Here is a 25314-nt window from a genome sequence, read left to right on the forward strand (position 1 = left end):
CTTCTTGTATACGGCATGTACTTCCCTAGGCTGCGGACATGACATCGACTCAGGCCGCCGCCGCTCCGACCGCCGCCGCACCCACGCCGCCGCTCGCCGCGCGGGCCCGTTCGGTCGGAGGTTCGCCCGTCCGGGACATCCTCGCCGTCACCGCCCGTCCCGAGGTGATCAACTTCGCGGGCGGGCTGCCGGCCCCCCTGCTGTTCGACGCCGAGGGCATCGCCGCCGCGTTCCGGGCCGTCCTCGCCGAGGCGCCCGCGCAGGCGCTCCAGTACTCCACCACCGAGGGCGAGCCCGGCCTGCGCGCGGCGCTCGCCGCCCGCACCACGGCACGCGGACTGGACACCGACGCCGACGACATCCTGGTCACCACCGGCTCCCAGCAGGCACTGTCCCTGCTCGCCACCGCCCTGATCGAGCCGGGCGACACGGTCCTCGTCGAGAACCCCTGCTACCTGGCCGCCCTCCAGGCCTTCGGCCTCGCGGGCGCCCGGGTGATCGCGGTCCCCGGCGACGAGGACGGGGTGGACCCCGCGGCACTGGAGGAACTGGTGGCACGCGAGCGGCCCAAGCTGTTCTACACCGTGCCCACCTTCTCGAACCCGACCGGCCGCACCATGCCCGCCGCCCGCCGTGCCGCCGTCGCCGAGGTCGCCGGCCGGTGCGGGCTGTGGATCGTCGAGGACGACCCGTACGGGGAACTGCGTTTCGAGGGCGGACGCGTGCCGTGGATCGCCTCCCTGGACGGCGCCCGGGACCGCACCGTGCTGCTGGGCTCCTTCTCCAAGGTGATGGCACCCGGCCTGCGCCTGGGCTGGCTGCGGGCGCCCGCCGGGCTGCGCCGGGCGTGCGCGGTCGCCAAGCAGGCCGCCGACCTGCACACCCCGACCGTCAACCAGCTCGCCGTCGCCCGCTACCTGGCCGACAGCGACCTGGACGCCCACGTCGCCCGCGTCGCCGCCGTCTACGGGGAACGCCGGGACGCCATGCTCGCGGGCCTGCCGGACGCGCTCCCGGCCGGGTCGGTGTGGACCCGGCCCGAGGGCGGCATGTTCCTGTGGGCACGGCTGCCGGAGGGGTACGACACCACCACCCTGCTGACCGAGGCGGTCCGGCACGACGTGGCGTACGTCCCCGGCGCCCCCTTCCACGCCGGTGGACCCGACCGGGCCACGATGCGGCTGTGCTTCGTCACCCAGACACCGGACGAGATCGCGGAGGGACTGCGCAGGCTGGGCGCGGCACTGCGGTCCCAGGTCCTAGGCCGAAAGGCGGGGACCGGATCCGGCCGCGGCCGGCGGACGGGGCGGACGGTGCGTTCCTAGGGTGGCCGTATGGCTGACAGCGCACCGACCACACCGTTCGACCTCGACGCGTACCTCGGACGGATCGGCTGGGAGGGGGAGCGGCGGACCGACACGGCCACCCTGCGGGGAGTGCACCTCGCCCACCTCAGGGCCATCCCGTTCGAGAACCTCGACGCCCTCGGCGGCGGGGCCCCCTCCCTGGCCCCCGCCGACCTGATGGCCAAGCTGGTCCACGGGCGGCGGCGCGGCGGGTACTGCTACGAGCACAACACCCTCTTCGCGCTCGCCCTGGAGGCGCTCGGCTTCCGGGTGACCCGGCTGACCGCACGGGTCGTCGTCGGCACCGACCGCTTCGAGGACCGCCCCCGCACCCACATGGCACTGCTGGCCGAGGTCCCCGGCGAGCCGCTGCCGTACCTGGCCGACGTCGGCTTCGGCGCCGTCGGGTCCCTGCTGGAGCCGGTGCCGCTGACCGCGGACACCGAGTTCCACGACGCCGGACGCCGGCACCGGCTGGTGCGCGTGCCGCACCGGGGGCCGCTGGAGATGTGGGTGCTCCAGGCCCGCGGAGCGTCCGCGGAGGCCGGCTGGCAGGGGCAGTACGCCTTCACGACGGAGCCGTTCGAGCAGAGCGACTACGAGGTCATCAACTGGCACATCGCCACCAACCCCCGGTCGCCGTTCTCCCGCCGCCCCTACGTGCAGCGCCTCACGGCGGACCGGCACCTGCTGCTCGACGGCGACCGCCTCACCACGACCCGCGCCGACGGCACGGTCACCGAGCACAAGGTGGCGGACGGGGCGACGGCCCGCCGGGTGCTGGCGGAGGACTTCGGCATCGACGTCCCCGAGGGGCTGACGCTGCCGGTGTGACACGCACGGCGGAACGCCGCGGCCCGTCCTCCCCCCGAGGAGAGGACGGGCCGCGTGCCTGCTCGAACGCGCGAGGGACCCGCGAGGGGTCAGAGCCGCTCGGGCGTCCGGATGCCCAGCAGGGCCATGCCCCGGTGCAGGGTGCGGGCCGTGAGGTCGCACAGGAACAGGCGGTTGGCCACCTGCTCGGGCGACTCGGCCTTCAGCACCGGGCACTTGTCGTAGAAGGACGTGTACAGGGACGCCAGCTGGTACAGGTACGCGGTCAGCTTGTGCGGGGCGTACTCCGCGGCCGCCTCGAAGACCGTGTCCCCGAACGCGTCCAGGTGCAGGCCCAGCGCCCGCTCCGCCGCGTGCAGCTCCAGCTCCGGGTGGGCGGCGGGGCGGACCTCGCCGGCCTTGCGCAGGATCGACTGGATCCGGGCGTAGGCGTACTGGAGGTAGACGGAGGTGTCGCCGTTGAGCGAGACCATCTGGTCCAGGTCGAACTTGTAGTCGCGGTTCGGCGACGTCGACAGGTCCGCGTACTTCACGGCGCCGATGCCGACCTGCGCGGCCCGCTCCCGGATCTCCTCCTCGGTGAGGTCCCGCGCCTTCTCCCGTACGACCTCGGCGGCCCGCTGCACCGCCTCGTCCAGCAGGTCCTCCAGCCGCACGGTCTCGCCCTCACGGGTCTTGAACGGCTTGCCGTCCGCGCCGAGCACCGTGCCGTAGCCCATGTTGTGCGCGGTGACGTCGTCGCCCAGCCAGCCCGCCCGGCGGGCCGTCTCGAAGACCATCTTGAAGTGCAGCGACTGGCGCACGTCGACGACGTACAGCAGCGTCGTCGCGTGCAGGTCCTGGACGCGGTTGCGGATCGCGGTCAGGTCGGAGGCCGCGTAGCCGAAGCCGCCGTCGGCCTTCTGCACGATCAGCGGCACCGGCTGGTCGTCCTTGCCGCGGATGTCGTCGAAGAACACCACCAGCGCGCCCTCGGAGCGCACCGCGACGCCCATCTCCTCCAGGAGGCGGGCGGTCTCCGGCATGCCCTCGTTGTACGCGGACTCGCCGACGATCTCCTCGTCGCGGATCTCCATGTCGAGCTTCTCGAAGACGGAGTAGAAGTACACCTTCGACTCGTCCACGAACTGCTGCCACAGCTCGAGGGTCTCCTTGTCGCCGGACTGGAGGGCGACGACCCGCTTGCGGGCCCGCTCCTTGAACTCCTCGTCCGCGTCGAAGAGGGCACGCGACGCCTTGTACACCCGGTTCAGGTTCGACATGGCCTGCTCGCCGTCGACCTCGTCGGCCGGGGCCAGCTCGCCCGGGTGCTCGAACAGGTACTGGATGAGCATGCCGAACTGGGTGCCCCAGTCGCCGATGTGGTGCCGGCCGATCGTCTTCTCGCCGGTGAAGTCGAGCATGGAGCGCAGGGCGTCGCCGATGACCGCCGACCGCAGGTGGCCGACGTGCATCTCCTTCGCCACGTTCGGCTGGGCGTAGTCGACGACCGTGACGCCCGCGTCCGCCTTCAGCGGCACGCCGAGGCGCTCGCCGTCCGCGTACCGCGCGGCCAGGTTCTCGGTGATCGCCCGGTCGCCGACGGTGATGTTGAGGAAGCCGGGCCCGGAGACCTCGACGTCCTCGATCAGGCCGCCGGTGGTGATCCGCGCGACGACCTCGGCCGCCAGCTCCCGCGGGTTCGCCTTCGCCTTCTTGGCCAGGGCGAGGATGCCGTTGGCCTGGTAGTCCGCCCGGTCGCTGCGTCGCAGCAGCGGGTCCGCGGGTGCCTCCGGCCGGACGGCGGAGAGCGCGGACGCCAGCTGCTGGTTGACGAGATCGGTGAGCGACGTGACCGAGGCCATAGGAGTGGGAGCCGTTCTCCTCGTGGGTTCAGATAGACCTGGTCAGTATCCCACGGGCGGGGAAACGGTTTTTGGCCGCAGGCCGGTGGGGGCCGGCCGCGCCCGCGCGGCGGAGCCGCACACCGACGCGGTCCCGGGCCCCTTCGGAGCGCCGAGGAAAAGCGGTTTTCGCGGATGCGGGCCGGGCTGGGAGAATGGAGCGGCCAGCCGTGCGACCGTACCGGCTGCCTGAGCAGGACATCAGGAAAACTCAGGAATCCCAGGAAACCCCAGGAAAGAGGACGTGCCGATCGTGGCTCAGAGCACAGAGACCACCGACTGGGTCTCCCGTTTCGCGGACGAGGTCATCGCCGAGTCGGAGCGTCGTGCCCCGGGCAAACCGGTCGTCGTCGCGTCCGGGCTGTCCCCCTCCGGCCCCATCCACCTCGGCAACCTGCGCGAGGTCATGACCCCGCACCTCGTCGCCGACGAGATCCGCCGCCGCGGCCACCAGGTCCGGCACCTGATCTCCTGGGACGACTACGACCGCTACCGCAAGGTGCCGGCCGGCGTCCCCGGCGTCGACGAGAGCTGGGCCGAGCACATCGGCAAGCCCCTGACCTCCGTCCCGGCCCCGAAGGGCTCCCCGCACCCGAACTGGGCCGAGCACTTCAAGGCCGCGATGATCGAGGCGCTCGCCGGCCTCGGCGTCGAGTTCGACGGGATCAGCCAGACCGCGCAGTACACCTCCGGCGTCTACCGCGAGCAGATCCTGCACGCCATGCGGCACCGCCAGGACATCGACGCGATCCTCGCCCAGTACCGCACCAAGAAGGCCCCGGCGAAGAAGCAGCAGCAGAAGCCCGTCGACGAGGCCGAGCTGGAGGCCGCCGAGGGCTCCGGCGCCGCCGCCGAGGACGACGGCAGCTCCGGCTCCGCCGGCTACTTCCCGTACAAGCCGTACTGCGGCAACTGCGAGAAGGACCTGACCACCGTCACCTCCTACGACGACGACTCGACCGAGCTGACCTACGCCTGCACCGCCTGCGGCTTCTCCGAGACGGTCCGCCTGAGCGAGTTCAACCGCGGCAAGCTGGTCTGGAAGGTCGACTGGCCGATGCGTTGGGCCTACGAGGGCGTGATCTTCGAGCCCAGCGGCGTCGACCACTCGTCCCCCGGCTCGTCCTTCCAGGTCGGCGGGCAGATCGTCGGCATCTTCGGCGGCGAGCAGCCCATCGGCCCGATGTACGCCTTCGTCGGCATCAGCGGCATGGCGAAGATGTCCTCCTCCAAGGGCGGTGTGCCCACCCCGGGCGACGCCCTCAAGATCATGGAGCCGCAGCTGCTGCGCTGGCTCTACGCCCGCCGCAGGCCCAACCAGTCCTTCAAGATCGCCTTCGACCAGGAGATCCAGCGGCTCTACGACGAGTGGGACCGCCTCGACGCCAAGGTCGCCGACGGCACCGCGCTGCCCGCCGACGTCGCCGCCCACTCGCGCGCCGTCCGCACGGCCGCCGGTGAGCTGCCGCGGACGCCCAGGCCGCTGCCGTACCGCACCCTCGCCTCCGTCGCCGACATCACCGCCGGCCACGAGGACCAGGCGCTGCGCATCCTCAGCGAGCTCGACCCGGCCAACCCGCTGGGCTCCCTGGACGAGGCCCGCCCGCGCTACGACAAGGCCGAGGCGTGGATCAACACCCACGTCCCCGCCGACCAGCGCACCATCGTCCGCGCCGAGCCCGACGCCGAGCTGCTCAAGTCCCTCGACGAGCCGTCCCGGCAGTCCCTGCGGCTGCTGCTCGACGGACTCGCCGAGCACTGGTCGCTGGACGGGCTCACCCACCTCGTCTACGGCGTGCCCAAGGTCCAGGCCGGCTTCTCCGCCGACGCCACGCCGAAGGAACTGCCGCCGGAGATCAAGACCGCCCAGCGGACCTTCTTCGCGCTGCTCTACCACCTGCTCGTCGGCCGCGACACCGGCCCGCGCCTGCCCACGCTGCTCCTCGCGGTCGGCCAGGACCGGGTCCGCACCCTGCTCGGCGACTGACCGCACCCGGCACGACGAAGGGGGCGCCCGGTGTTCGCCGGGCGCCCCCTCTCGTATCGGCCCGCGTGCAGTCCGCTACGCGGCTCTCCGGGTTCTCAGCGGGTCAGTGCGAAGCCCGCGAAGAGAACGACGACCGTGCAGACGGCGAAGAAGGCCAGGTGCCGACGCGGGGGCCGGATGTGGTCGGTCGCCTCGCCCCTGCGCCACCGCTCGAGGATGTCCTTGAACATCTTCCGCTGGGGGAGCAGCCCCAGGACCAGAGCGATGTGGGCGCACGAGTACATGACGAGCGCCCCGGCCAGGCCGATGCCCTCCGCCCGGCAGACGACGATCAGAAGCAGGCAACCCACGACCATCACCGTCGGAAAGACGATACGGAACCCCCGCAGCGGGATCCAACTGCCCATGACGCAGCTGGACAGCGTGACGGACGCCGCGGCCAGCAGCCAGAGCCATCCGATGGGTACGGAAGTGAGCATGAGAGGTGCCTTTCTGCACTGGCGGGTGCCCCCTGCGCCGCGTCCACCGCACGCCGGTCAGGCGATGTGGTTCTCCTCCAGCTCCGCGTGGAAGCGGTCGGAGAAGCGGACGACCAGGCGCTTGGCCTCCGCGTCCGGGAGGGAGATGCCGTACGTCGCCTCGATCTTCTCGCCGAACTCCCGCGGCGTCGGGAAGCTGTCGTCTATCGACTCCCGGAAGACCTGGTAGTACGCCTCCTCGTCCGGCTCCTCGACCGGTGCGCCGGCCCCGTCGCCCAGCTCATGGGGACGGACCGGGACGACCGGGATCGGGAAGCTGCCGGTCTGCTCCGGGAAGGGCTCGTCGACGGGCGGCTCCTCCTCGTACTGGTCCCGGTACTCGTCCGCCCGCTGCTGCTCCTCGTACCACGAGGCGTACTGCTCGGCCGGGTCGTACGTCGGGTCGTAACCGCCCTGGTACTCGACCTGGCGGGGCGTGTTGAACCACGGGCTCTGGTCCGGTTCCGGCTCCGGCGCCTGCGGCGGCCGCTCCGCCTCGCGGGCGCCGGTCAGCTCGGGACGCCTCTCCGCCGCCGGAGCCACCTGGGCCACCTGGGCCGACGACGCGGCCTGCGCCCCGGCCTGTGACTGCGCCTGCTCCTGCGGCGCGGGCGGCAGCAGCGCCGGCTCGATGCCCGCCGCCGCCAGGCCCGCCGGGGCCGTCTGGGACAGGGGAACGCCGTAACGGGCCAGACGCAGCGGCATCAGGGACTCCACCGGGGCCTTGCGCCGCCAGGAACGGCCGAAACGGGAACGCAGCCGCGCCTGGTAGACGAGACGTTCCTGCTCCAGCTTGATGACCTGCTCATAGGACCGCAGCTCCCACAGCTTCATCCGCCGCCACAGCAGGAAGGTGGGCAGCGGGGAGAGCACCCAGCGGGTGAGGCGGACACCCTCCATGTGCTTGTCCGCCGTGATGTCCGCTATCCGGCCGACCGCGTGCCGGGCGGCCTCCACGGACACCACGAACAGGACCGGGATCACACCGTGCATGCCCACGCCCAGCGGGTCCGGCCAGGCCGCCGCGCCGTTGAACGCGATCGTCGCGGCCGTCAGCAGCCACGCCGTCTGGCGCAGCAGCGGGAACGGTATGCGGATCCAGGTCAGCAGCAGATCGAGCGCGAGCAGGACGCAGATGCCCGCGTCGATGCCGATCGGGAAGACGTAACTGAAGTTCCCGAAGCCCTTCTGCAGGGCCAGTTCGCGGACCGCCGCGTACGAACCCGCGAAACCGATCCCGGCGATGATGACGGCGCCGAAGACGACCACGCCGATGAGAACGCGGTGCATCCGTGTCAGCTGAAGTGGCGCGGCCACCCGTACTCCCCTCCCAGTGCCTGTCGTTGCGCGGAACAGAGTGGCACATGTGTACGGGAGGACGGATGACCGGCCGGGCCCCCCGGGACGCTACGACTTCGAGGCACCCTTCGAGGAACGCTTGGGGGAGTCGTCCGAGTCGTCCTCCGAGCCATTGCCCGAGCCATCGCCCGAGCCGGCACCCGAGCCGCCGCCCGGCTCCTGGGACGCCTCCGAGGACGTCGACGGCGAGCTGCTCGCCGCACCGCCCCCGCCGTTGGCCTTCACCACCGCGGCCACGGCCTCCTCGGCCGCCTTCTCGGCGTCCTTCGCCAGCTCACCGGCGTCCGGCGTCTTGTCACCGGCCAGACCCGCACCGTTGTAGTCGACGGTGACGACGACGTTCTCGGCGCGCGCGACCACCGTCTGCTGCTTGAAGGTGCCTTCCTTCTTCTTCAGGTCGTAGCTCACGAGCGACGCCTCGTCGCCCGTACCGCTCACCGGCGTGGTCTTCACGTCCTTCGCACCCTCGGCGGCCTGCGTGTCCTGCAGTTGCTTCGTGTAGAAGTCGTGCGCCAGCTTCTCGCCCTCGCCGCGCACCACGTCCGAGTCGAAACGCAGCAGGGACACGCTCAGCCAGCGGAACTGCGACCCCTTCACACCGTTGTCGTCCAGGCTGTCCCAGGAACAACTGCCGCGCGTCGCCGTGTCGTTCGACGTGCCCTCCTTGCCGTCACCGGCCTTCGGCACCAGCTCGTCCAGCGTCTTCTCCGACAGCACCGAACACGGCTCCGGAAGCTTCCCGTACGCCGCCGCCCGCACCGTCGGGGACGGACTCGCGGACGGGGACGCGGACGCGGCCGGCTTGTCCGCGGCCTTCTCCTTGCCCTCGTCCGAACCGGAGTCCGAGGAGCAGCCGGCTGCCACCAGCATCACGGGGACGGCTGCCGCGCCGACAAGAACGCGGGAAAGACGCTTGGCTCGCTGGTCACGCTGGGCTCGTCGCTGCATGGTTCCTTCACTCATGGCACTCGTGGTTCCTGCGTTCGGAACGGGGTCCGAGGGGCCACCGTACGCGTTGATCTCGACCCGGGGTCCGGCTCCCCACCCCTCACGGCCGGCCGCCACGCGCACCGGACAAGGCTCACCCGCCCAGCGAATCGGCCAGCTGGGAGGCCAGTTCCCGCGCCCTGTCCTGCATTTCCTCGCTGTCAGGCACGATCCCCACGGTGGCCGGCTGCTCCGCGTACTCGATGGTCACCAGAACGTTCGACGTGCGGAACGCCACAGTCACCGTGCGCCGTTTCGCCGTCGGACCGGAGCCGCTCAGCTCGTCGTCCAGGAACGCCTCGTCGCCCAGATCGTCGAGGAGGCGCGGCTGGAGATCGGCGGGAGGGACACCGTCCGTGGCGGACGGGCCGGTGGCCGGCGCGGAACCGGAGACCGAGGCGGTGGCGGAGGAACTCGGCCCGGCGGACGGCGTTCCGGACGCGGACCCGGACGCGGACCCGGAAGGGGTCCCGGAAGAGGACTCGGAGGGCGACGCCGATTCCGACCCCGACGCCGATTCCGACCCCGACTCCGTCTCCGACCCCGACTCCGACACGGCCGGTTCGGGCAGGTCGGCCGCCTCCACCCGCTCGGCGAAGAGCTGTTCGGCCTGGCTGTCGTCGCTCACGGAGTGGTCGTAGGACACGACCCGCTCGAAGTCGACGAAGAGATGGTCGGTGGCGTCCGCCGACTCGACCTTCCAACGGCAGCCGACCTTGCGGTCGGTGTCGTACGCGAGCGTCGCCTCACCCGCGTACGCCTTCTGCCGCTGCAGTTCGTCGGGCAGTTCCTTGATGCCGGGCAGCAGCAGGTCGAGGCTCTTGCGGCCGACCGCGGTGCACGGCTCGGGGAGCGTGCGGTACTTGCCGGGCCGGGCGGCCTGGCCGGTGACGCCCGGCAGGCCGGGGTTGGAGTCGTCCGTCGTGGCACCGCCGCCCGAGCCGCCGGTGCAGCCGGCCAGCAGCGCCGCCAGCAGGACGGCGGCGCCGGATACGTAGGCCTTCCGCTGCACGGTGCGGCTCCTCTCGCCGGTGGGGCTGTGATCGGTTCTCCAGCGTCCCCGCGGCTTATTCGCTTGCCGCGCGGGGGCACCGCCTGCAGACAATGTGTATCGCACGCGCCGCCGTGAACGCCGGTCAGCCGACCTTTTCGCTGCCCTTGGCGACGGTTTTTGCGCTTCGAGACTTCTGTGCGTTTCCGGGGGAAAGAGGACGATATGTCGTACGTGGAGATGCCGGGTGCGAAGGTGCCCATCCGGATGTGGACCGACCCGGCGACGGTGGAGGAGGGCGCGCTCCAGCAGCTGCGCAACGTGGCGACCCTGCCGTGGATCAAGGGCCTCGCGGTCATGCCGGACGTGCACTACGGCAAGGGCGCGACGGTCGGGTCCGTGATCGCGATGCGGGGCGCGGTGTGCCCGGCGGCGGTGGGTGTGGACATCGGCTGCGGGATGTCCGCGGTGAAGACGTCGCTGACGGCGAACGATCTCCCCGGCGACCTGTCCCGGCTGCGGTCGAAGATCGAGCAGGCGATCCCGGTGGGCCGCGGGATGCACGACGACCCCCTCGACCCGGGACGGTTCCACGGACTGGCGACGGCCGGGTGGGACGACTTCTGGGCACGGTTCGACGGGGTGGCGGAGGCGGTCAGGTTCCGTCACGAGCGGGCCGGTAAGCAGATGGGGACGCTTGGATCCGGCAATCATTTTGTCGAAGTCTGCATAGATACGACCGGTTCTGTCTGGCTGATGCTGCACTCCGGGTCCCGCAACATCGGCAAGGAGCTGGCCGAGCACCACATCGGCGTCGCGCAGAAGCTCCCGCACAACCAGGGCCTGGTCGACCGCGACCTCGCGGTGTTCGTCGCGGACACCCCGCAGATGGCGGCGTACCGCAACGACCTGTTCTGGGCGCAGGAGTACGCGAAGTACAACCGCACCCTGATGATGGCGCTCCTGAAGGACGTGATCAGCAAGGAGTTCAAGAAGGCCAGGCCGGTCTTCGAGCGGGAGATCTCCTGCCACCACAACTACGTGGCCGAGGAGCGGTACGACGGCATGGACCTGCTGGTGACCCGCAAGGGCGCGATCCGCGCCGGAGCCGGGGACTACGGGATCATCCCCGGCTCCATGGGCACGGGCTCGTACATCGTGAAGGGCCTCGGCAACGACAAGTCCTTCAACTCCGCCTCCCACGGCGCCGGCCGCCGCATGAGCCGGAACGCGGCCAAGCGGCGCTTCACCGCCAAGGATCTGGAGGAGCAGACGCGGGGCGTGGAGTGCCGCAAGGACTCCGGCGTCGTGGACGAGATCCCGGGCGCCTACAAGCCGATCGAGCAGGTCATCGACCAGCAGCGCGACCTCGTGGAGGTCGTGGCGAAGCTGAAGCAGGTCGTCTGCGTGAAGGGCTGACGCGTCGGCCTCACGCCTCCCGGTGGATCTTCGTGTGGGAGGCCTGGGCGCGGGGGCGGACGACCAGGAGGTCGATGTTGACGTGGGCGGGGCGGGTGACCGCCCAGGTGATGGTGTCGGCGACGTCGTCGGCGGTCAGGGGCTCGGCGACGCCCTGGTAGACCTTGGCCGCCTTCTCCTCGTCGCCGCCGAAGCGGGTCAGGGCGAACTCCTCGGTCTTCACCATGCCGGGCGCGATCTCGATGACGCGGACGGGGCGGCCGACGATCTCCAGGCGGAGGGTCTCGGCGAGGACGTGCTCGCCGTGCTTGGCGGCGACGTAACCGGCGCCGCCCTCGTAGGTGCCGTGGCCGGCGGTCGAGGAGACGACGACGACCGTGCCGTCGCCGCTCGCGTCCAGCTTGGGGAGCAGGGCCTGGGTGATGTTGAGGGTGCCGAGGACGTTCGTCTCGTACATGCGGCGCCAGTCGTCCGGGTCGCCGGTGGCCACCGGGTCGGCGCCGAGCGCGCCGCCCGCGTTGTTGACGAGGACGCCGACGGTCCTGAAGGCGGTGGCGAACTCGTCGACGGCGGCGCGGTCGGTGACGTCGAGGGGGTAGGCCGTCGCCTGGTGGCCGGCGGCCCGGATCTCCTCCGCGAGCGCCTCGATGCGGTCCTTGCGGCGGGCGGTGAGGACGACGCGGTAGCCGGCGGCGGCGAGCTGCCGGGCCGTGGCGGCGCCGATGCCGCTGCTCGCACCGGTGACGACGGCGATGCGGGAGGCGGCGGACGGGGCGGCTGCGGTGGCCATGGGCTGCTCCTCGGTCGGGTACTGCCGGTTGCCGCCCAGCGTAGGACGTGGTTCAGCCGCCGTTGCGGGGTGCCCACATGATGAGCGCCATCCCGGCGAGGCAGACCAGGGCCCCGGTGATGTCCCAGCGGTCGGGGCGGTAACCGTCGGCGACCACGCCCCACAGGATCGAGCCGGCGACGAAGATCCCGCCGTACGCGGCGAGGATGCGGCCGAAGTGGGCGTCGGGCTGGAAGGTGGCGACGAAGCCGTAGGCGCCGAGGGCGAGGACGCCGCCGGCGGCCCAGAGCCAGCCGCGCTGCTCGCGCACCCCCTGCCAGACCAGCCAGGCGCCGCCGATCTCGAACAGGGCGGCGACGGCGAACAGGGCGGCGGAGCGCAGGACGAGCATGCGGGCAGCTTCGCACGGCGGGGGAGTGGGCCGGGGCGGGGGAACGGGCCGGGGCGGGGCCGGGGGCGGAATAACGTCCGGGGGCGGATCGTTCGGAAGGTATGGTTGAACGGTCAACAACTTGGAGGTTGAGCGACCATGCAGTTCGGCATCTTCACCGTCGGCGACGTCACCCCGGACCCGACCACGGGGCGTACGCCGACCGAGCGTGAGCGCATCAAGGCCATGGTCGCCATCGCGCTGAAGGCCGAGGAGGTGGGCCTGGACGTCTTCGCGACCGGCGAGCACCACAACCCGCCGTTCGTGCCCTCGTCGCCGACCACGATGCTCGGCTACATCGCGGCCCGCACCGAGAGGCTGCTCCTGTCCACGGCCACGACGCTGATCACCACGAACGACCCGGTGAAGATCGCCGAGGACTACGCGATGCTCCAGCACCTGGCCGACGGCCGGGTCGACCTGATGATGGGCCGCGGCAACACCGGCCCGGTCTATCCCTGGTTCGGCAAGGACATCCGCGAGGGCATCAACCTCGCCGTCGAGAACTACGCCCTGCTGCGCCGGCTGTGGCGCGAGGACGTCGTCGACTGGGAGGGAAAGTTCCGCACCCCGCTGCAGGGCTTCACCTCCACGCCGCGCCCGCTGGACGGGGTGGCGCCGTTCGTGTGGCACGGCTCGATCCGCTCCCCGGAGATCGCCGAGCAGGCCGCGTACTACGGCGACGGCTTCTTCCACAACAACATCTTCTGGCCCGCCGACCACACCAGGCGCATGGTCGAGTTCTACCGCTCCCGCTACGCCCACTACGGGCACGGCACCCCCGAGCAGGCGATCGTCGGCCTGGGCGGCCAGGTGTTCATGCGGAAGAACTCCCAGGACGCGGTGCGCGAGTTCCGCCCCTACTTCGACGTCGCCCCCGTCTACGGGCACGGGCCGTCGCTGGAGGAGTTCACCGCGCAGACCCCGCTGACCGTCGGCTCCCCGCAGCAGGTCATCGAGAAGACGCTGGGCTTCCGCGAGTACGCCGGTGACTACCAGCGCCAGCTGTTCCTGATGGACCACGCCGGTCTGCCCCTGAAGACCGTGCTGGAACAGATCGACCTGCTCGGCGAACAGGTCGTGCCGGTGCTGCGCGAGGAGTTCGCCAGGAACCGTCCGGCGAACGTGCCGGACGCCCCCACCCACGCCTCGCTGCTGGCCGCCCAGGACGGCACGCGCGCCGCTGAGCATGAAGGAACGCGGGCATGAAGCTCGTCGTCGTCTCCGCGGGACTGAGCGTCCCCTCCTCCACCCGGCTGCTCGCCGACCGGCTGGCCGCCGCGACCACCGGGGAGACCTCGGCCGGGGTGCGGGTGATCGAGCTGCGCGACCTCGCGGTGGAGATCGCGCACACCTTCACCAACGGCTTCCCCGGCCGGGAGCTGTCCGCCGCCTTCGACGCCGTGCGGGAGGCGGACGGCCTGATCGTCGTCACGCCGGTCGTGCCGGAGGCGCGCCTCGATGCGGCCTCGGCGTCGTACAGCGGGCTGTTCAAGTCCTTCTTCGACGCGCTGGGCGCCACCGAGCAGGACGCCCTCGCCGGCAAGCCGGTGCTGATCGCCGCGACCGGCGGCACCGCCCGCCACTCCCTGGTCCTGGACCACGCTCCCCCACGCTCGAATGCGCTCACGCGGGGGCACCCCCACCGGCCGCTCTTCGCCCACCTCAAGGCCGTCGTGGTCCCCACGGGCGTCTACGCCGCCTCCGAGGACTGGGGCACCGAAGGGCTCGACGGACGTGTCCGGCGCGCGGCCGGGGAACTGGCCGCGCTCATGACCGGGCTGTCGGCGGCCCGGAAGCCCGCGGACGCGGACCCGGGCGTCGTCCCCTTCGAGGAGCGGCTCGCCGCGCTGCGGCCCGCGGGGTGAGAGCCGGGCGGGGAACCCGGCCGCCCGGCCGCGGGGTCACCGGCCTTGGCAGACTGGACGGGTGACCCGCACCGTGCTGCTCGCCGAGGACGACCGCGCCATCCGGCATGCCCTGGAGCGTGCCCTCACCCTGGAGGGCTACCGGGTCACCGCGGTGGCCGACGGCGCCGGTGCGCTGGCGCAGGCCCGCACCGGCCGCCCGGACGTGCTGGTCCTGGACGTGATGATGCCGGGCGTCGACGGCCTCCAGGTCTGCCGGGAGCTGCGCGCCGAGGGCGACAGCACGCCGATCCTGATGCTGACGGCGCTGGTGGAGACGGCCGACCGCATCGCGGGCCTGGACGCGGGCGCCGACGACTACGTGGTCAAGCCGTTCGACGTCGAGGAGGTCTTCGCCCGGCTGCGCGCGCTGCTGCGCCGCACCGACCGGACGGAGACGGACGGCACCGGGGCGGTGACGGCGGGCCCGGACGCGGGGGCGACGGGCCCGGGAGCAGGTACGGCCGGGGACGCCCCGGCGGCGGGGGAGGACGTACCCGGGCGGGCGGCGGGAGGCGGGGGGAGCGGCGGCCGGTGTCTGGAGGCGGCCGGGGTGCGCGTGGACCCGCAGGCCCGCCGGGCCTGGCGGGGCGAGCGGGAGCTGGTGCTGACCCGCACCGAGTTCGGGCTGCTGGAGCTGCTGGTCCGCAACGCCGGCATCGTCCTCGACCACTCCACCATCTACGACCGCATCTGGGGCTACGACTTCGGCCCCGGCTCGAAGAATCTCGCCGTCTACGTCGGCTACCTGCGCCGCAAGCTGGACCAGCCGGGCGTGCCGCAGCCGATCCAGACCGTGCGCGGCGTGGGCTACGTGCTGCGGGAGGACTGAGTGGGCGCTCCGCCCCGAGCGGGTGTGCAGGGCGTGCCGGGCGGCGGCCGCGGGCGGCGGGCGCGGCTGCTGTCGCTGCGGACGACGTTCGCCGTGTCGTTCGCGACGGTGGCGGCCGTGGTCACCGTCCTCGTCGGCGTGCTGTCGTACACCGCCGCCGCGCGGCTGGTGCGGGTGGACCAGGAGTCCGTGTTCGACCGGGTCGTGCAGGATCTGCGGGCCGAGGTGCGCCAGCGGCGGATGTCGCCGGACGACTTCTCCTCCTCGGCGCCGGGCCACGACATCGTGCGCCCCGCCCGTACGGACGTGCAGGTGCTCGGGCCGGACGGCGAGGTCTCCGACCCGGCGGGGCGCCGGCTGCCGGTGACCGCCTCCGACCGGCGCACGGCGGGCGCGGCGGCGGCCGGGCGGATGGTCCAGCACAAGGACGTGGACGTCGGCGACGACGTCTTCCGGATCGCGACCGTCGCCCTCGGCGAGGGCCGGGGCGCGGTGCAGGTGGCGCAGGAGTTCAGCGACACCGAGGACCTGCTGCGGGCCCTGCAGCGGCGGACCTGGGTGCTGATGGGCGCGGTGGTGACCGCGGCGGGCCTGTTCGGCTGGTGGCTGGCACGGCACATCACGCGGCGCCTGATCGCCCTGACCTCGGCCGCCGAGGACGTCGCCCGCACCCGCCGGCTCGGCATCCAGGTCCCGGTCACCGGGTACGACGAGGTGGGCCGGCTGGGCCGCGCCTTCGACCGCATGCTGGGCCGGCTCGCCCAGTCGGAGGAGGACCAGCGGCGTCTGGTCCAGGACGCGGGCCACGAGCTGCGCACCCCGCTGACCTCGCTGCGGGCCAACATCTCGCTGCTGCGCCGGATCGACGAGCTGCCGCCCGCCGCGCGCGAGGAACTGGTCGCCGACCTGACGCAGGAGGCCCGGGAGCTGACCGACCTGGTCAACGAACTGGTCGAGCTGGCGGCCGGCCAGTCCGGGACGGAGCCGGTGCGGCGCGTCGACCTGGGGGAGATCGCGTACGCGGTGGCGACCCACGCGCGGCGCCGCACCGGGCGTGAGGTCAGCGTCCGGGCCTGCGGGGACACGACGACGGACGGCAGGCCGGCGTTGCTGACCCGGGCGATCTCCAACCTGGTCGAGAACGCGGCGAAGTTCGACCCGGAGGGCACCGGGCCCATCGAGGTCACCGTCGCCGGTCCGGCCCGCCCCGGCACGGTCCGCGTCGAGGTCCGCGACCGCGGCCCCGGCATCACCGACACCGACCTGGACCGTGTCTTCGACCGTTTCTACCGTGCCGCCGAGGCCCGCTCCCGGCCCGGCTCGGGCCTGGGTCTGTCCATCGTCCGGGAGGTGGCGCTGGCGCACGGCGGGACGCCGTTCGCCGCGCGGCGGGACGGGGGCGGGTCGGTGATCGGCTTCACGGTGCGCGGCGTCCCGGCACAGGACGGGGACCCGCCGGACGCCACCGCGGACTGACGGCGCGGCGCGGACGGCGGCGCGGAGACGCCCCGGAGACGGGAACGGGTGGGGATCAGACCGGCCGGGCGGGGCGGCCGCCGTGGTCCGTGCACAGGGACCAGATCACGAAGACGCCGATGGCGATGGAGACGATCGCCCAGAGCGGGTGGTAGGGCAGCCAGAGGAACTGGAGGACCACCACCAGGGCGACGAGTCCGACGCCCAGACCGCGTGCCCAGGCGGCGCCCTTGAGGATGCCCCAGCCGGTGACGGCGACGAGCACGCCGAGGATCAGGTGGATCCAGCCCCAGGCGGTGAGGCTGAACTTGTAGACGTAGTCGCCGACGGACGCGTAGACGTCGTCCGCGGCGATCGCCGCGATCCCGTTGAAGACGCCGAAGAGGCCCTCGATCAGCATCAGCACACCGGCGAGGACGACGCCTCCGGAGGCCCAGGCGGCCGTGTCGTCTCCCGGCCGCGCGGGCCCTCCTGTGCCGTGGGCGGTATTGGCCATGGTCGTACTCCGTCCCTCGTGTCGCGGGGTGGGCGGGGCTTCGAGTGTTCGCCCGCGCCGGGGAGGGCGGCGAGCGGGTGCGGGCCGTCCGGGTGGCAAGCGGGCCCGCGCTCGTGACCGGGGTGCCTGTCAGCGGCGGGTGGCACGATGCGGTGCATGCATACGCACAAGGACTGGTCGTCGATCCCCTCGCCCGGCCACATCGCCGCGGGGCTGGCCTTCGGCACGGCGCTCGCCGCGGCGACGGACCTGCCTCCCCGGTACACGCCCGAACCTCGGCGGGCCGTCCACGACGACGGGGGCGGCAGCTCGTTCGTGCTCGACCTGACCGGGGCCGCGCCCGTACTGGTGACCCGCGACCACGACGAGCGCGAGGTCCTGCTCACGTACGAGGACATCCGTGCCGCGCTGGGACTCTCGGAACTCCCGGGGCCCTTCGCCCACGAGCGGGACGCGGTCTTCAGCGGAGCGGCCCGGTGGGACGGAAGCGCCTGGACGTCCGCCGTCGGCGTCCCGGGGCGCGTCGTCACCCATACGGTCGACGACCGGCACCTCCTGACCGAGGCCGACATCGCCCTGGGCGAGATCGCCGATGGCGAGAGCGACCCGGACGCGCTGGCAGCCCTCCTGGCCTCGGTCCGCGCGGGCACGTGGGACCGGGACACGGTCGCGGCCGCCGTACGCCTGTCCCCCTACGAGGACGACGAGGAACTCGACGCCGAGCCCGACCCCGACGCGGCCCTCGAAGCGCTGGAGCTCTACGCCCCTCTCCTGGACAACGCCGCCGGCCGGGACCGAGGCACCCCGCCGCCGGACGGACGGTGACGCCGCCCTCGGGTCCGGGCATCGAAGAGGGCCCGGCAACCGTCGGTTGCCGGGCCCTGGAGGCGTAGGCCGAGGATCAGCGGTACTCGAGGTGCTTCGCGCTGCGGTTCTCGACGTAGAGGTTGGCCTGCGAGGCGTTGTCGCCCTCGTCCACGACGTGGACCTTCGCCGACTCCTCCTTGCTGTTCTTGGAGCAGTCGATGTTGTTGTTGGCCGTCGAGATGATCGGGATGTCGAGCACCTCGATGGCGTCGCAGCTGAGGATCTGCGTGTTGTTCTCGAACTTCGCCGTGTCGTCGTCGGCGGCCGAGGCGGTGGAGGCAACGCCACCGGCCACGGCGAGCGCGGTGAGGGTGCAGGCGAGGGCCTTCTTGAGAGCCATGTGGGGGTTTCCTCTGGTTGGACTCGGTTCGGTGAATGAAGTGGCTAATCCCTTGAGGGACACAGCACCACGTTCAGTGAATGACGTATACGGTCTGGCGGCCATGCGCGGCATGACTGTGTTGCCAGAGCGATCAGTCATTCAACGTTCCTGTTACCCGGTCGGTGTTGCTCCTCCCGGGTGATTCCGCCGCCCGGGAACCGTGAGCGGGTCACTTCCTCACCCGCGACGGCCGGAACAGTCGATGTTGTTCCCCGAAACGGACGCGATCGGAAGGTCGAGCACCTCGATGTTCAGACAGGAAAGGATCTGGGTGTTGTTCACGAAAGTTCGGGGTTCCTCGTGCGCTTGAGCGATTCCGCCGTGCAGGGCGGTCATGGACACCGCGCACAGCGAAAGCACTGCGAGACGAGCAGCCGGCATGCCGTTTCTCCTGTCTGATTCTGGACCGAGCGCATGACTGCGCCCGCGAATTGTTCGGGATGACGGAGGGGGTTGGCAACTGATGCGCTGCCCCGTGTTCTCGCAGTACGAAAAGCGCCTTTTCGGCCCGTGGTCGGACGGGGGAGGGGGCGAGGTGAGGCGGGCGGGGTCGGCCCGGATCGCATGCTTCACCCGGCTGGAGCATAACGCGCACGGCTCGCCGTCGTTTTACGGGTAGTTCGCCACGCTGAAAAGAAATCTGGTCACCCAGGTGCGCCAGGAGGAAGCGCGGCGACCTCCGAATGTGTGGTACTCATCACAGGGTCCGTGCTTTCGGATACCGACACCCAACTCAGGAGACCGAAATGGCCCTCAAGAAGGCTCTCGCCTGCACCCTCACCGCGCTCGCCATGGCCGGTGGCGTTGCCTCCACCGCCTCGGCCGCCGACGACGACACGTCGAAGTTCGAGAACAACTCCCAGGTTCTCAGCTGCGACGTCGTCGAGGTCATCGACATCCCGATCCTGTCGTCGGCGAACAACAACATCGACTGCTCCGAGAACAACAAGGAGGAGGAGAGGGAGCTCCACATCGTGGACGAGGACGACAACTCGGCGCACGCCAACTTCTTCCTCAAGAAGGACTAGTGCGGCTGACCACCGTCCAGCGGTCGGCACAGCCTGCCTGACCAGTTCTTCGCTTTCTCTTCTCGGCGGCCCCCGGACACTGTTCCGGGGGCCGCTTCCCTGTCCCCGCACCGGATGCTTGTCTTCTGCACCGGCCGGCCCGGTGTGTTCCCGCACCGGTGGCCAGGGGGCCCGGGGAGCCGGTGTCCGGTTCAGTCGGTGGACAGGGCCTGGAGCAGGTCGCCGACCTGGGGGTCGGGCAGGGCCCGCGCGACGTCGGCCTGGGCGACCATGCCGACCAGGTCGTGTCCGTCGATCACCGGCAGACGGCGCACCTTGTGTGCCGTCATCGTGCGCAGGATCTCCTCCACGTCGTCGTCGGCACCGATGGTCACGGCCTCGCCCTGGGCCAGTTCGCCGGCCCGGCAGGTCGCCGGGTCCTTGCCGGCGCCGAGAACCTTCACGACGACGTCCCGGTCGGTCAGCATCCCCTTGAGCTTGTTGTCGGTGCCGCAGATCGGCAGGGCGCCGACACCGAGGTCCTTCATCTTGCGGGCCGCGTCCAGCACCGTCTCCTCGGCGCCGATGCACTCGGCCCCGCCCGTCATGATGTCCCGCGCCTTCGTCATCCGTCTCACTCCCTGTGTCCGTCTGTCTGTCGCCCTGTCCCGTCCACCGCGTCGGCGCGGACGGGACAGGGGGTGGTTTTCGTGCGTGGGTTCCCCGCGGCCCCGGGCCGTAACGCCCGCCGCGGGCCGGTCCCCCCGCGCCGGCGAAGGGTGGTCCGACCGGGCCGGCGAGGGCGTCCGGCCGGGCCGGGGCCCGTGCGCGGGGCTACTTGCCCATGGCCTTGCGCACGGCGTCCTTGGTGCGGTCCATCAGAGCGGCGACCGGCCCGAGGGCCATGTTGGCCGCGCCGGACTCGACACCCGGATGGGGCCGGGTGGGTGCCATCGCCTCGGCGGCCTTGACGGCCCTCGCCATGGCGGCGAGGCCGGACGTGTCGGCGCTGCGGCGGATGTGGGTGAACTCGTAGCGTTCCTCGGCCCGGGCGTGTGCCTGGACGTCCCCGCGCAGCTCGAGCAGCCGGGGCATGAACCCGGGGTCGTCGGTGTCCAGCTCGTCGAGGGCGGCCAGCGCCTCCTTGGCCGCCTTCTCCTCGGCGAGCCGCTCCGCCACGACCTGTTCCCCGCCGGGGAAGCCCTTCCGGGCGAAGGGGTGGACGACCTCCTCCTCGGCGGTCTCGTGCACGGCCAGCAACCGCACCAGGCGGCGGAAGGCGTCCCGGCGTTCCTCGCCGGTGGCCGCCTCGACCTCGTCGAAGAGGTTGCGGATGTCGCCGTGCTGGCGCATCAGCAGCGCGACGACGTCGTCGTCCTCGGCCCTGTCGTCCCCGGCGTGCGGGGTGTGCAGCTCGGACATGTCGGCCTCCCCTACTTCTCGCGCTGCGAGGGGTCGGGGTGCTCGCCCTCGGTCTGGAGCCGGTACTCGCGGCCGAACACGGCGTCGTGCTCGGTGATCACCTGGTCGCTCGGGGGTGCCTCGCCGCCGTGGATCTGTTCCTGCATCCGCTCGAACCGCTCGTGCGCCTCGCGCACGTAGCCGGCGCCGAGCGTGGTCAGGTCCATCTGGGTGTCGAGCAGCTCGCGCAGGTAGGCCTTGTTCGGCTCGAAGGTGAGCACGTTCGGCAGCTCGGGGGCCAGCACCGAGGCGGGGTCGCGGCCGTCGTGGCGGCGCATGAGGTCGCAGGCCGCGTGCAGGTGCTCCAGCTCCATGTTCAGATGCAGCTCCCAGATCGCCTTGATCCTGGGGTCGCTCTCCTGCTCCATGAAGGAGTGGTAGAGGTAGCACTCGTTGTACTCGTGGTTGACCAGCTGCTCCCACCACGTCTCACCCGGGTCCACGAGGGACTCGTAGTGGGTGACGTGCTCCTCCTCGATCAGCCCGATCTCCTGGTAGAGGCGGCGGGCGATCGGCTCCATGTAGGTGGGGCCGGTGTTCATGTAGAAGTTCATGGTCTGCTGCTCCGCCGACATGACCGTCAGCGCGTGCAGCTTCGACAGCGGGTTCGTCCGGTCCTTGTCGTACGGGTCGCGGACGTTGTCGTACGCGTCCCGGTGGTGGTAGCGAGTGGGCCGGCCCGGCATGACCTCGGTCAGGCTGTCGACGATCGACTCCGCCTTGCGGTGCTCGATCATCTCGTACAGGTTCGCGTACCGGTACAGGTGGTCGAAGTCCTCCAGCACGCCGAACTGGTACGCCTGCTTCAGGTACGGGTCCGGTTCCATGCGGGCCACCCACGCCGTCAGGTCCACCGCGACCTGCTCGTAGGCGATGGTCGTCTCCAGCACCGACGACACACCCGGGAGCAGCCAGTTCACGACCTTCTGCTGCTGTGCCTCGATGTAGCGCACCCGCGCCAGCTGCCGCTTGATCTCCGGGTCGGTCGTGTGGCGGGCGAGCTGGTGGCTGAAGAGGATCGCCTCCACCTCGATCCCGTTCATCGTGATGATCCGGCAGCGGGTGTACGGGTCGCAGTGGTCCGGGTCGATCGGATCCACGTTCAGCTCACGCCAGTTGCGCAGCTGGCGGTCGAGCGGGATACCCCGCTGTTCCAGTGGATTGAACGTCATGGGGGGCCTCCTGGGGACGAGGGGGACTCGCGCACCGCCGGGGGTACCCGGCATCGGGCGACGAGCGCAGACGTGGCCCTCAGTCTGTTCACCAGGGATGCTTTCCAGCCACCGCTCACACCCGCCGGGCGCAGGGTTCCCCCGGGTGGGCCAGCCGGGCGGGCGGATCCTGCGCCGGCCCGGGCCCCGGGCCCCGCGGGACCGGCCCGGCGGCGGCCGTTTGCGGTGCGCGGTCGTGTGTCACTCGGCAGGCATCGCACAGCGGACGCCGCCGGTGTCCCCGCCGGCGGCAGAACAGGAGCGGCCCCATGAGCACTACCGTCAACGACATGCTCCGCACCTACCCCGCGGACCTGGGCGGCGTGGACCGGGAGGCGATGGCCAGGTGCATCGAGGAGTGCATCGCCTGCGCCCAGGCGTGCACCGCGTGCGCCGACGCCTGTCTGTCGGAGGGCATGGTCGGCGATCTGACCAAATGCATCCGCACCGACATGGACTGCGCCGACGTCTGCGACGCCACCGCGTCGGTCCTGTCCCGGCACACCGGCTACGACGCCAACATCACCCGGGCCGTCCTGCAGGCCTGCGCCACCGTCTGCAAGGCGTGCGCCGACGAGTGCGCCTCCCACGCGGACATGCACGAGCACTGCCGTGTCTGCGCCGAGGCGTGCCGGCGCTGCGAGCGGGCGTGCGACGAACTGCTCGCGAGTCTGGGCTGACACCTCGGAGCACACCACTGCGAAGAGTGCGGAGGCCGCCATGACCGATGCGGAGCGCGTTCCCGCCCCGCCGGTGCCGTCGCCCGGCATCAAGAAGGCGTAAAGATTGCCGTAGTAAGGCAATGTGACGCGCGGTGCACCTCGGTCAGTATGAGGGCGGCAGAAACAGGGGGAGCGGCCCCGGTGTCAGAGTCCGGCAACGGACGGCGGTGCCGGGGTCCGCTGGGCCGTGTTCCCGGTACGGCCCCGGCGATGACCGCCGTCGCGGCCGGTACCCGGCCGCCGGGCGCCGCACAGGGCGCGTCCGCCCGCAGCCGGACGGGCCGCACCGCCTCCTCGCCGGGGCGCCAACTCTTCGCAGACTCCGAGGACTTCCTATGGATTACCGCACCCTGGGCATCGGCGTGCTCGTTTGCCTGCTGCTCGCCGCCGCCGCGCTGTTCGTCGTCGCCCGGCTGTTCCGCAAGGTGGAGCAGGGCAAGGCCCTGATCGTCTCCAAGATGCGCAAGGTCGACGTGACCTTCACCGGGCAGGTCGTGCTGCCGGTGCTGCACAAGGCCGAGGTGATGGACATCTCGGTGAAGACCATCGAGATCACCCGGGCCGGCAAGGAAGGGCTGATCTGCCGGGACAACATCCGCGCGGACATCCGGATCTCGTTCTTCGTCAAGGTGAACAAGACCGTCGAGGACGTGATCAAGGTCGCCCAGGCGGTCGGCACCGCACGGGCCAGCGACCGGAACACGCTGCAGGAGCTGTTCCACGCGAAGTTCTCCGAGGCGCTGAAGACCGTCGGCAAGCAGATGGACTTCACCGACCTCTACACCAAGCGCGAGGAACTGCGGTACCGGATCATCGAGGTCATCGGCGTCGACCTCAGCGGCTACCACCTGGAGGACGCGGCGATCGACTACCTGGAGCAGACGCCGCTGACCCAGCTCGACCCCGCCAACGTCCTCGACGCCCAGGGCATCCGGAAGATCACCGAGCTGACGGCCGTGGAGCACGTGCGCACCAACGAGGCCCAGCGCACCGAGGAGAAGGAGATCACCCGCCAGAACGTCGACGCCCGCGAGGCCATCCTGGAACTGGAGCGCCGGCAGGCCGACGCCGAGATCAAGCAGAAGCGGGAGATCGAGACCGTCCGGGCCCGCGAGGAGGCCGAGACGGCGCGGGTGGTGGAGGAGGAGCGGCTGCGGGCGCAGTCCGCCTTCCTGAAGACCGAGGAGCAGCTCGGCATCCAGCGCGAGAACCAGGGCCGCGAGGTCGCGGTCGCCCAGAAGAACCGCGAGCGGGTCATCGCCGTCGAGAACGAGCGCATCGAGAAGGACCGCCTGCTGGAGGTCATCGCCCGGGAACGGGAGACGCAGCTCACGCGGATCGCCGCCGAGAAGGAGGTCGAGGCGGAGAAGCGGGAGATCGCCGACGTCATCCGGGAGCGGGTGGCCGTGGACCGCACGGTCGCCGAGCAGGAGGAGGCCATCAAGAAGCTGCGCGCCGTGGAGGAGGCGGAGCGGCGGCGGCAGGCCGTCGTCATCGCCGCCGAGGCCGAGGCGCAGGAGAAGCTCGTCAAGGACATCAAGGCCGCCGAGGCCGCCGAACAGGCCGCCGTACACCGTGCCGCCGAGGAGCTCACGCTCGCCGAGGCCCGGCTGAAGAGCGCCGACCTCGACGCACGGGCCAAACTGCGGCTCGCCGAGGGCGTCCAGGCCGAGGCCGCCGCCGAGGGACTGGCCGCCGTACAGGTCCGCGACAAGGAGGCCGAGGTCGTCGAGAAGACCGGCCGCGCTCAGGCCGGGGCCACCGAGGCACGGCTGCGGGCGGAGGCCGCCGGTCTCACCGAGAAGGCCGCGGCGATGGCCGCGCTGGACGAGGCGTCCCGCGGCCACGAGGAGTACCGGCTGCGGCTGGAGGCCGAGAAGGAGATCCGGCTGGCCGGGCTGGAGGTGCAGCGGCAGGTGGCCGAGGCCCAGGCGACGGTGCTGGCGACCGGGCTGGAGAACGCCGACATCGACATCGTCGGCGGCGAGTCGGTCTTCCTCGACCGGCTGGTCGGCGCCATCGGCCTCGGCAAGGGCGTCGACGGCTTCGTGCAGCACTCCGAGACCGCCCAGGCGCTGGCCGGGCCCTGGCTGGACGGGACGTCGAGCTTCACCGACGACCTCGGCCGCGTCCTCGGCTCGTTCTCCACGGCCGACGTGCAGAACCTGACCGTGTCCGCCCTGCTGGCGAAGCTCATGAAGACGGGCGGCGCCGACGCGGCGGCCCTGGAGCGGCTGCTCGGCAGGGCCGGCGGGGCGGGCCTCGCCGAGGCCCGGCCGGTGGCCGCGAACGGCAGCGCCCAGGGCTGACCGGCCGGGGGGGGGGGGGGGGGGGGGGGGGGGGGGGGGGGGGGGGGGGGGGGGGGGGGGGGGGGGGGGGGGGGGGGGGGGGGGGGGGGGGGGGGGGGGG

25 protein-coding genes are annotated in these 25314 nt (G+C 71.6%); 12 read left to right on the top strand and 13 right to left on the bottom strand.

Going from position 1 to position 25314, the window contains the following annotated elements; genetic code table 11:
• Nucleotides 1–38 precede the first annotated feature (38 nt).
• On the top strand, nucleotides 39–1325 hold the full coding sequence (locus ACFYOJ_RS34925) for a PLP-dependent aminotransferase family protein (RefSeq protein ID WP_356556590.1): 1287 nt from the start codon (nucleotides 39–41) through the stop codon (nucleotides 1323–1325).
• Between the two features lie 9 nt (nucleotides 1326–1334).
• Complete coding sequence (locus ACFYOJ_RS34930; RefSeq protein ID WP_356556591.1) at nucleotides 1335–2180, top strand: arylamine N-acetyltransferase; 846 nt, start codon at nucleotides 1335–1337, stop codon at nucleotides 2178–2180.
• 89 nt (nucleotides 2181–2269) lie between these two features.
• On the opposite strand, the gene argS is transcribed toward ACFYOJ_RS34930, so the two are convergent.
• Nucleotides 2270–4024: an arginine--tRNA ligase gene (gene argS / locus ACFYOJ_RS34935; protein ID WP_356556592.1), complete on the bottom strand. Its 1755-nt coding sequence runs from the start codon at nucleotides 4022–4024 to the stop codon at nucleotides 2270–2272.
• A gap of 283 nt (nucleotides 4025–4307) precedes the next feature.
• On the opposite strand from argS, the gene lysS reads away from it, so the two are divergent.
• Nucleotides 4308–6050 carry a lysine--tRNA ligase gene (gene lysS / locus ACFYOJ_RS34940; RefSeq protein ID WP_356556593.1) on the top strand — a complete coding sequence of 581 codons (1743 nt, stop codon included), beginning with the start codon at nucleotides 4308–4310 and terminating at the stop codon, nucleotides 6048–6050.
• Between the two features lie 95 nt (nucleotides 6051–6145).
• On the opposite strand, the gene ACFYOJ_RS34945 is transcribed toward lysS, so the two are convergent.
• From ACFYOJ_RS34945 to ACFYOJ_RS34960, 4 genes are all read right to left on the bottom strand, one after another.
• Nucleotides 6146–6529, bottom strand: a complete 384-nt coding sequence (locus ACFYOJ_RS34945; protein WP_356556594.1) for a hypothetical protein — start codon at nucleotides 6527–6529, stop codon at nucleotides 6146–6148.
• A gap of 57 nt (nucleotides 6530–6586) precedes the next feature.
• Nucleotides 6587–7885, bottom strand: coding sequence for a DUF2637 domain-containing protein (locus ACFYOJ_RS34950; RefSeq protein WP_356556595.1), 1299 nt, complete (start codon nucleotides 7883–7885; stop codon nucleotides 6587–6589).
• A 90-nt stretch (nucleotides 7886–7975) separates the two neighbouring features.
• The gene (locus tag ACFYOJ_RS34955; RefSeq protein WP_356556596.1) at nucleotides 7976–8890 is read right to left on the bottom strand and encodes a DUF3558 family protein; all 915 of its coding nucleotides are present in this window, start codon (nucleotides 8888–8890) and stop codon (nucleotides 7976–7978) included.
• Between the two features lie 118 nt (nucleotides 8891–9008).
• Nucleotides 9009–9926 (bottom strand): DUF3558 domain-containing protein, encoded by a 918-nt coding sequence (locus ACFYOJ_RS34960; protein WP_356556597.1) that lies wholly within the window; start codon nucleotides 9924–9926, stop codon nucleotides 9009–9011.
• Nucleotides 9927–10130: 204 nt separating this feature from the next.
• On the opposite strand from ACFYOJ_RS34960, the gene ACFYOJ_RS34965 reads away from it, so the two are divergent.
• Nucleotides 10131–11324 (top strand): RtcB family protein, encoded by a 1194-nt coding sequence (locus tag ACFYOJ_RS34965; RefSeq protein ID WP_356556598.1) that lies wholly within the window; start codon nucleotides 10131–10133, stop codon nucleotides 11322–11324.
• A gap of 10 nt (nucleotides 11325–11334) precedes the next feature.
• Here the strand turns inward: ACFYOJ_RS34965 and ACFYOJ_RS34970 are convergent, their stop codons facing one another.
• Together ACFYOJ_RS34970 and ACFYOJ_RS34975 are read right to left on the bottom strand one after the other, a co-directional pair.
• A complete protein-coding gene (locus ACFYOJ_RS34970; RefSeq protein WP_356556599.1) occupies nucleotides 11335–12114 on the bottom strand; it encodes an SDR family NAD(P)-dependent oxidoreductase in 780 nt (259 codons plus the stop codon).
• Between the two features lie 52 nt (nucleotides 12115–12166).
• The gene (locus tag ACFYOJ_RS34975; RefSeq protein WP_356556600.1) at nucleotides 12167–12505 is read right to left on the bottom strand and encodes a YnfA family protein; all 339 of its coding nucleotides are present in this window, start codon (nucleotides 12503–12505) and stop codon (nucleotides 12167–12169) included.
• Between the two features lie 138 nt (nucleotides 12506–12643).
• On the opposite strand from ACFYOJ_RS34975, the gene ACFYOJ_RS34980 reads away from it, so the two are divergent.
• From ACFYOJ_RS34980 to ACFYOJ_RS34995, 4 genes are all read left to right on the top strand, one after another.
• Nucleotides 12644–13753, top strand: coding sequence for an LLM class flavin-dependent oxidoreductase (locus tag ACFYOJ_RS34980; protein WP_356556601.1), 1110 nt, complete (start codon nucleotides 12644–12646; stop codon nucleotides 13751–13753).
• Entirely contained in the window at nucleotides 13750–14412 is a 663-nt protein-coding gene (locus ACFYOJ_RS34985) for a CE1759 family FMN reductase (protein WP_356556602.1), read from the top strand. Before ACFYOJ_RS34980 ends, ACFYOJ_RS34985 begins: the two co-directional genes overlap by 4 nt.
• Nucleotides 14413–14473: 61 nt before the next feature.
• Entirely contained in the window at nucleotides 14474–15283 is an 810-nt protein-coding gene (locus ACFYOJ_RS34990) for a response regulator transcription factor (protein WP_356556603.1), read from the top strand.
• Nucleotides 15284–16759, top strand: coding sequence for an ATP-binding protein (locus tag ACFYOJ_RS34995; RefSeq protein ID WP_388598559.1), 1476 nt, complete (start codon nucleotides 15284–15286; stop codon nucleotides 16757–16759).
• 55 nt (nucleotides 16760–16814) lie between these two features.
• Here the strand turns inward: ACFYOJ_RS34995 and ACFYOJ_RS35000 are convergent, their stop codons facing one another.
• Nucleotides 16815–17255 (bottom strand): hypothetical protein, encoded by a 441-nt coding sequence (locus tag ACFYOJ_RS35000; RefSeq protein WP_356556604.1) that lies wholly within the window; start codon nucleotides 17253–17255, stop codon nucleotides 16815–16817.
• Nucleotides 17256–17411: 156 nt separating this feature from the next.
• Between ACFYOJ_RS35000 and ACFYOJ_RS35005 the strand changes: the two genes are divergently transcribed.
• The gene (locus ACFYOJ_RS35005) at nucleotides 17412–18080 is read left to right on the top strand and encodes a hypothetical protein (RefSeq protein ID WP_356556605.1); all 669 of its coding nucleotides are present in this window, start codon (nucleotides 17412–17414) and stop codon (nucleotides 18078–18080) included.
• Nucleotides 18081–18156: 76 nt separating this feature from the next.
• On the opposite strand, the gene ACFYOJ_RS35010 is transcribed toward ACFYOJ_RS35005, so the two are convergent.
• Complete coding sequence (locus tag ACFYOJ_RS35010) at nucleotides 18157–18462, bottom strand: hypothetical protein (protein ID WP_356556606.1); 306 nt, start codon at nucleotides 18460–18462, stop codon at nucleotides 18157–18159.
• A 219-nt stretch (nucleotides 18463–18681) separates the two neighbouring features.
• The gene (locus tag ACFYOJ_RS35015) at nucleotides 18682–18846 is read right to left on the bottom strand and encodes a hypothetical protein (RefSeq protein ID WP_388598561.1); all 165 of its coding nucleotides are present in this window, start codon (nucleotides 18844–18846) and stop codon (nucleotides 18682–18684) included.
• 404 nt (nucleotides 18847–19250) lie between these two features.
• Here ACFYOJ_RS35015 and ACFYOJ_RS35020 point away from each other — a divergent pair, with 404 nt between their 5' ends.
• Nucleotides 19251–19532, top strand: a complete 282-nt coding sequence (locus ACFYOJ_RS35020; RefSeq protein WP_356556608.1) for a hypothetical protein — start codon at nucleotides 19251–19253, stop codon at nucleotides 19530–19532.
• Between the two features lie 191 nt (nucleotides 19533–19723).
• Here ACFYOJ_RS35020 and ACFYOJ_RS35025 read toward each other — a convergent pair whose 3' ends face one another.
• The 3 genes from ACFYOJ_RS35025 to ACFYOJ_RS35035 all read right to left on the bottom strand — a co-directional run bounded on the left by ACFYOJ_RS35025 (nucleotide 19724) and on the right by ACFYOJ_RS35035 (nucleotide 22144).
• Nucleotides 19724–20140: a CBS domain-containing protein gene (locus ACFYOJ_RS35025; RefSeq protein ID WP_356556609.1), complete on the bottom strand. Its 417-nt coding sequence runs from the start codon at nucleotides 20138–20140 to the stop codon at nucleotides 19724–19726.
• Between the two features lie 205 nt (nucleotides 20141–20345).
• Nucleotides 20346–20933, bottom strand: coding sequence for a hemerythrin domain-containing protein (locus ACFYOJ_RS35030; RefSeq protein WP_356556610.1), 588 nt, complete (start codon nucleotides 20931–20933; stop codon nucleotides 20346–20348).
• 11 nt (nucleotides 20934–20944) lie between these two features.
• Nucleotides 20945–22144 carry a hypothetical protein gene (locus ACFYOJ_RS35035; RefSeq protein WP_356556611.1) on the bottom strand — a complete coding sequence of 400 codons (1200 nt, stop codon included), beginning with the start codon at nucleotides 22142–22144 and terminating at the stop codon, nucleotides 20945–20947.
• Nucleotides 22145–22452: 308 nt separating this feature from the next.
• On the opposite strand from ACFYOJ_RS35035, the gene ACFYOJ_RS35040 reads away from it, so the two are divergent.
• Nucleotides 22453–22863: a four-helix bundle copper-binding protein gene (locus ACFYOJ_RS35040; RefSeq protein WP_356556612.1), complete on the top strand. Its 411-nt coding sequence runs from the start codon at nucleotides 22453–22455 to the stop codon at nucleotides 22861–22863.
• A 377-nt stretch (nucleotides 22864–23240) separates the two neighbouring features.
• On the top strand, nucleotides 23241–25214 hold the full coding sequence (locus ACFYOJ_RS35045) for a flotillin family protein (RefSeq protein WP_356556613.1): 1974 nt from the start codon (nucleotides 23241–23243) through the stop codon (nucleotides 25212–25214).
• The last annotated feature ends 100 nt before the right edge of the window (nucleotides 25215–25314 follow it).

It is taken from the genome of Streptomyces sp. NPDC006384 (genome assembly GCF_042870695.1).
Lineage (GTDB): Bacteria > Actinomycetota > Actinomycetes > Streptomycetales > Streptomycetaceae > Streptomyces.